This is a genomic window from Streptomyces griseorubiginosus (assembly GCF_017614965.1).
Lineage (GTDB): Bacteria > Actinomycetota > Actinomycetes > Streptomycetales > Streptomycetaceae > Streptomyces > Streptomyces griseorubiginosus_B.
The window spans coordinates 1-6,949 of record NZ_WVUG01000397.1 but is presented as its reverse complement, the minus strand read 5'-3'; the positions used below and the strand labels follow the sequence as shown (position 1 = coordinate 6,949).

Sequence of the window (6,949 nt, the reverse complement as noted above, 5' to 3'; positions counted from 1 at the left end):
ACCCGCCCCCGCCCGAGAGCCGTACCGTCGTCGGGCGTCGGTGGCAGAATCGAGCGGGTGGACCGGGGGATCCTCGAGCGTGAGGCCGAGCTGACGCGGCTGGCCGAGGCCGCAGGTGAGGCGGCGGACGGTGCCGGCTCGGTGGCGCTCGTCTTCGGCGAGGCCGGCATCGGCAAGTCCAGCCTGGTCAGAGCCCTTCCGGAGCGGTTGCCCGAGGAGGCGCGGATCCTGGTCGGCCAGTGCGACGACCTCGCCACCCGCAGGCCCCTGGGCCCGTTCCGTGACCTCGTCGGCAGCGTCGGCGCCGAGCTGGCCCGCGCCGTCACCGAGGGCGGCGATCGTCCCCGCGTCTACGAGGCCCTGCGCGCCGAGCTCGCCGTGACTCCGCATCCCGCCGTACTGGTCGTCGAGGACGTGCACTGGGCCGACGAGGCGTCCCTGGACGCCCTGCGCTTCCTGGTCCGGCGCATGGAACGGCTCCCCGCGCTGCTCGTCCTCACCTACCGCGACGACGAGCTGGGCCGCGGCCACCCCCTGCGCCACCTCCTCGGGCAGGTCTCCCGCGCGCCCCGGGTGCACCGGCTGCCCCTGGCCCGGCTGTCCCTCGACGCGGTGCGCACGCTCAGCGCGACCGCCGAGCTGGACGCGGCCCAGGTGTACGAGGTGACCTCCGGAAACCCCTTCTTCGTCGCCGAGGTCGTCGCGGCGGGCGGCACCGGAGGTGTGCCGCCGACGGTCGTGGACGCCGTGCTCGCCCGGATGCGGGGTCTGGACGCCGCCACCGTGGACGCCCTGGAGCAGCTCGCCGTGGTCCCCTCGGCGGTCGAACGGCCCCTGGTGGACGCCCTGTTGACCGACGGGGTGACCGTACTCGCCGAGGCCGAGCAGCGCGGGCTGCTCGCGGTGACGCCGGAACGGGTGGCGTTCCGGCACGAGCTGATCCGCCGCGCGGTCGCCGACTCGGTGCCGACCGCCCGCCGTATCGACCTCAACCGCACCGTCCTCGCGGCCCTGGTCGCCCGCCCCGGATCCGACGCCGCCCGGATCGTGCACCACGCCGCCCAGGCCGGTGACGAGGACGCCATCGCCCGCTACGGCCCCGACGCGGCACGCGACGCGGCCTCCGCCGGCGCCCACCGGGAAGCCGCCGCCCAGCTGCGGCTGGTCCTGCGCCGACGCCGGCGCCACGGCCCGGCCGACCTCGCCGGCCTGCTGGAACGCTACGCGATCGAGAGCTACACCATCGCCGACTCGGCCGCCGCCGTCACCGCCCAACGGGAGGCGGTCGCACTGCGCCGCTCGCTCGGCGACATCCTCGCCCTCGGCGCCGACCTGCGCTGGCTGTCCCGTATCCACTGGTGGGCCGGGGACGCCGACGAGGCGCAGGACGCCGCCCACGAGGCCGTCACCGTCCTGGAGCACGCGGGCGACGACCGGCTGCTGGCCCTCGCCGTCAGCAACATCGCCCAGCTGCGCATGCTGTCCGACCGCTACCCGGAGGCCGTCGACCACGCCGAGCGGGCCATCGTCCTGGCCCGCAAGACGGAGGACCAGGCGATCCTCGCGCACGCCCTGAACAACCTGGGCACCGCCCGCTGGCGCGGCGGCGACCCCGACGGACGCAAGCAGCTGGAGGAGAGCCTGGAGGTCGCCCTGGCCGCAGGCGAGGTCGAACACGCCTGCCGCTCCTACGCCAACATCATCTGGACGCTGCTCGACAACCTCCAGTACAGCGAGGCGGACCGCTATCTGCCGCCGGCCATGGACCTCGCCGACCGCGCCGAACACCTCGGCTTCCTCACCTACCTCCACGTCGAGCTGGCGATCCGGCGACTGGCCGCCGCCGACTGGGAGGACGCCGAACGGCACGCCGAGTTCGGCATCCACGACTTCCTGCCCGCCCGCTGCCCCGCGCTGACCGTCCTGGCCCGCGTCCGCACCCGTCGCGGCCACCCGGGCGCCGCCGAACTCCTCGCCGAGGCCCATGAGATCGCCGTGCGGACCCGGGAACTGCAGCGCACCGGACCGGTCGCCGCCGCGCTCGCCGAGGCGGCCTGGCTGCGCGGCGACGACGCGGCCCTGATCGAGGCCGTGGCCCCGGTGTACGCGCAGGCCCGCGACCTGGCCGGCATCCCCTACCGCGCCGAACTCGGCTACTGGCTCAGCAGGGTGGGGCAGCCGGTCGACCTGGAGGACTGCGACCATCCGTACGCCCTCCAGGCCCGCGGCCACTGGCGCGAGGCCGCCGCACGCTGGCAGGAGGCGGGCTGCCCCTACGAGCACGCCGCCGCGGTCGCCGAGAGCCCGCACCCCGCGGACAAGCTCGCCGCCCTCGCCGAACTCGACGCCCTGGGCGCCGAACCGCTGGCCCGCCGCGTCCGCTCCGAACTGCGCCGGCTCGGGGTACGGCGCGTCCCACGTGGGCCCCTCGCCGCGACCCGCGGCAACCCCGCCGGCCTGACCGAACGGCAGCTCCAGGTCATGCGTCTGCTCGCCGAGGGCCTGACGAACGCCGAGATCGCCGACCGGCTCGTCGTGTCCGTCCGTACCGTCGACAACCACGTACGCGCCGTCCTGGAGAAGCTGGACGCGCCCACCCGGCGCCACGCCGCCGTACGCGCCGCGGAACTCGGGCTCCTCCCCGAGCGGGACACGTAGGTACGCGAAACGCAGGTGCGCGAAACGTAGGTATCCGAACGCCCGAGCTAGGTGATGGCCACGGATGCCCACGCCCGCGCTACCCGAGTAGAACGTGCACAACGGCCCGACTCACGACAAACGGGGGAAACCGTATGTCCAGCACAACCGCGCAGGCGGCACGACGGGAACTGACCGACTTCACCGGCGAGCTGATCGGCCCCGACAACGCCGGCTACGAAGAGGCCCGTACCGTCTACAACGCGATGATCGACCGCCGCCCCGCGCTCGTCGCCCGCTGCGCCGACGCCGACGCCGTGGCCCGCGTGATCGGCTTCGCCCGCGCCCACGACCTGCCGCTCGCCGTCCGCGGCGGCGGCCACCACGGTGCCGGGATGGGCACCGTCGACGGGGGAGTGGTCGCCGACCTCTCGCCCCTGAAGGGGATCCACGTCGACCCCGACGCCCGCACCGTCCGCGTCGGCGGCGGCTGCGTCTGGGGCGAGGTGGACCGCGCGACCAACGCCCATGGCCTGGCCACCCCGAGCGGCATCGTCTCCACCACCGGCGTCGGCGGCATCGCCACCGGCGGCGGGCTCGGCCACCTCACCCGCAAGTGCGGGCTGACCATCGACAACCTCCTCTCGGCCGACGTCGTCCTGGCCGACGGGCGCAAGGTGCGCGCGAGCGCCGAGGAGAACACCGACCTGTTCTGGGCGATCCGCGGAGGCGGCGGCAACTTCGCTGTCGTCACGTCCTTCCTCTTCCGGCTGCACGAGATCAGCACGGTCGTGGCGGGGCCGACGTTCTGGCCGGTCGAGATCAGCGCCGACGTCCTCACCGCCTACCGGGACTTCCTCCCGAACGCGCCCCGCGAACTGAACGCCTTCTTCCTGTACGGCACCGTCCCGCCGGCCCCGCCGTTCCCCGAGGAGATCCAGCTGCGCAAGACCGCCGGAGTCGTGTGGTGCCACACCAGCGGTGACCCCGAGGCCGCCGCGCGCGCGATGGCCCCGCTGCTCGATGCGCTGCCGCAGCCGATGCTGCACGCCGCCGGACCGATGCCGCACCCCGATCTGCAGTCCATGTTCGACGGGCTCTACCCGCCCGGCCACCAGTGGTACTGGCGTGCCGACTTCGTCGAGGAGATCCCGGACGAGGCCGTCGAACTCCACGCCAAGTTCGGCGCCGAGGTGCCGACGGTCCAGTCGACGATGCATCTCTACCCGATCGACGGCGCCGCCCACGACGTCGGCCCCGACGAGACACCCTGGGGCTACCGGAGCGCCAGGTGGTCCACCGTCTACGCGGGCGTCGACCCCGACCCCGCCAACGCCGAACTGATCAAGCGCTGGGCGGTCGACTACTCCGACGCCCTGCACCCGTACTCGGCGGGCGGGGCCTACGTGAACATGATGATGGACGAGGGCCAGGAGCGTGTCCGCGCCAGCTACCGCGGCAACTACGACCGGCTGGCCCGGGTCAAGGCCGCCGTCGACCCGGACAACGTCTTCCGCCTCAACCAGAACATCCGGCCCAGCTGACGGTGCCCGCACCATCCTGCTGACCGTGTTCACCAGGTGTCGATGAACGGACGGTGCCCCGGGCGGGGGACGGGGCACCGCTCCAACGCCGCCAGGATCCATCCGCGCGACCCGGCCGGGTCGATGACCGCGTCGATCTCGAGCGCGGCCGCCGCGTTGACCGCCTTCCCGCGTTCGTACAGCTCGGCGACCCGCTCCTCGAAGGCGCGGGCACGCTCGGCCGGGTCCTCGATCGCCGCCAGCTCCTTGCGGTAACCGAGCCGGACGGCACCTTCCAGACCCATCCCGCCGAACTCACCGCTCGGCCAGGCGGCGGTGGCCAGCGGCGCCCGCGTGGAGCCGCCCATCATGGCCATCGCCCCCAGCCCGTACGCCTTGCGCAGCACCAGGCTCACCAACGGCACCCGCAGATTGGCCCCGGTCACGAACAGCCGCGCGAAGTGCCGTACGGTCGCGGTCCGTTCGGCGTCCGGGCCGACCATGAAACCGGGGGTGTCGCACAGCGAGACGACCGGGAGTCCGAACGCGTCGCACAGCTGCAGGAACCGTGCCGCCTTGTCCGCCGCGTCCCGGTCGATCGCCCCGCCCAGATGCGCCGGGTTGCTGGCCAGCAACCCCAACGGCCGCCCCTCGACCCGCACCAGGCACGTCAGCACCCCGACGCCGAACCCCGGCCGCAGCTCCAGCACCGAGCCGGTGTCCGCGAGCCCCGCGACCGCCGCCCGCATGTCATAGGCCCGCCGCCGGTTCTCCGGTACGACGTGCCGCAGCAGCCGCTGGTCCGGTGCCTCCCAACTGCCTTGCCGGTCCTGGAAGTACGACAGATACCGGCGCGCCACCCGCACGGCCTCCGGCTCGTCCGCCGCGACGACGTCCACGACCCCGTTCGGCACCTGCACCGACAGCGGCCCCACCTCCTCCGGCCGGAACACCCCGAGCCCACCGCCCTCGATCATCGCGGGCCCGCCCATCCCGATCGTCGCGTCCGGCGTGGCGATCACCACGTCGCAGCAGCCCAGCAGTGCCGCGTTGCCCGCGAAGCACCGCCCCGAGACGATGCCGACGAGGGGCACCGAGCCGCTCAGGCGCCCCATCCGCTGGAAGGTGCTCACGTCGAGCCCCGCCACCGACGTGGTGTCCGTGTCCCCGGGCCGGCCCCCGCCGCCCTCCGCGAACAGCACGACGGGCAGCCCTCGTTCCTCGGCGAGCTCCAGCATCCGGTCGGTCTTGCGGTGGTTCTGCAGCCCCTGGGTGCCGGCCAGCACGGTGTAGTCGTACGACATCACCACGCACGGCCGGCCGTCCACGCGCCCGGTGCCGGTGACCATGCCGTCGGCCGGCGTCGAGCGGATCAGGTCCTCCAGGGAACGGCGGCGGCGCTGGGCGGCGATCGCGAGGGCGCCGAACTCGGTGAAGGTGCCCGGGTCGCAGAGGTCCTCGATGTTCTCCCGGGCGGTCCGCCGGCCGAGCGCATGCCGCCCGGCGACCGCCTCGGGCCGGTTCTCGTCCAGCCCGACGGCGTGCCGCTCGATCATCTCGGCGAGATCGGGACGCACGGCGTCGGGATCGGCCCGTTCCTCGGCGGCTGCGCCCGCGTCCGCGCCGCTCACTTCGTCCAGCGTGACCAACGGGGAGCCCTCGCCGACCGTTTCCCCCACCCGCGCGTGCAGCGCCCGCACCGCTCCGGAGCCGGGCGCGCGCACCACGTGCTCCATCTTCATCGCCTCAAGCACCAGCAACTGCTGTCCAGGGCGCACCGGTTCACCGGGGGAGACGTCGACGGAGACGACGGTCCCGCTGAGCGGCGCGAGCAACGCGCCCTCCACGGAGGGGACTTCGGGGCCGACGACCGTCCCCGCCACCTCGCCGACCACTCCCGTGTGCGCCCAGAAGCGTGGCCGTGCCAGCAGCTCCCGCAGCAACGGAATCCCCGTCCGCACCCCCTCCACGCCGAACTCGCCCAACGCCCGCCGCGCCCGCGCACCCGCCGCCTCGACACCGCCGTGCGGGACGTGGGCGATCACCTTCGCCAGCAACGGGTCGTAGCGCAGGCCCACTTCGGCTCCGGCACGGATCGCGGTGTCGACGCGGACGCCCGGCCCGGTCGGCACGTCGAAGCGGGTGATCCGCCCCGCCCCCTCGCCGTAGACCCGTGCCTGCACGGCGAACCCGCGCGGACGAGCGGGCGGCTGAGCGAGCCCCAGTTCCGCGAGCGTGGCCCCGGCCGCCACCCGCAACTGCACCTCCACCAGGTCGACTCCGGTGACCTCCTCGGTGACCGTGTGCTCCACCTGCAGCCGGGGATTGGCCTCGATGAACCAGAACTCCGCGCCCCGCAGCAGGAACTCGAAGGTGACCAGGCTGGAACAGCGGGCGGCACGGGCCAGCCGCAGCGCGTGGTCGAGGACCTTCTCCCTTACAGCGTCCGGAAGTTCAGGGGCGGGTGCGATCTCGATCAGCTTCTGGTGGCGGCGCTGGGCGCTGCAGTCCCGGTCCCAGAGGTGTGTGACGGCGCCGGTGGCGTCCCCGACGACCTGCACCTCGATGTGCCGCGCCCCCTCCAGCAGCCGCTCGGCGTACAACTCGTCCCGCCCGAAGCCCTGTCGCGCCTCCGAACGGCAGCGCTCCCACGCCTCGTCCAGCTCCTCCGCTCGCCGCACGACCCGCATCCCGCGACCGCCGCCCCCGCCGACGGCCTTCACCATCACGGGCCCGTCCGCCAGCAACTCCCGCGCCCCGTTCGGCCCGTCGGCCCCCTCCAGCACGGG

General features: G+C 74.0%; 3 protein-coding genes. 2 read left to right on the top strand and 1 reads right to left on the bottom strand.

Annotation, left to right across the window (positions count from 1 at the left end; genetic code table 11):
• Both GRC12_RS40105 and GRC12_RS40100 read left to right on the top strand, forming a co-directional pair.
• Nucleotides 1–2,658: ATP-binding protein (locus GRC12_RS40105; RefSeq protein WP_244374505.1), on the top strand; the 2,658-nt coding region annotated here is incomplete at its 5' end.
• A 134-nt stretch (nucleotides 2,659–2,792) separates the two neighbouring features.
• Nucleotides 2,793–4,181, top strand: a complete 1,389-nt coding sequence (locus GRC12_RS40100; RefSeq protein ID WP_208785388.1) for an FAD-binding oxidoreductase — start codon at nucleotides 2,793–2,795, stop codon at nucleotides 4,179–4,181.
• Between the two features lie 29 nt (nucleotides 4,182–4,210).
• On the opposite strand, the gene GRC12_RS40095 is transcribed toward GRC12_RS40100, so the two are convergent.
• Nucleotides 4,211–6,949, bottom strand: a 2,739-nt coding sequence (locus GRC12_RS40095) for an acetyl-CoA carboxylase family protein (RefSeq protein ID WP_208785387.1), incomplete at its 5' end; no start/stop codon positions are given.

What these genes read in the sequence shown, in the direction of transcription:
- GRC12_RS40100 (WP_208785388.1), top strand. Translation starts at nt 2,793, where the DNA reads ATGTCCAGCACAACCGCGCAGGCGGCACGACGGGAACTGACCGACTTC.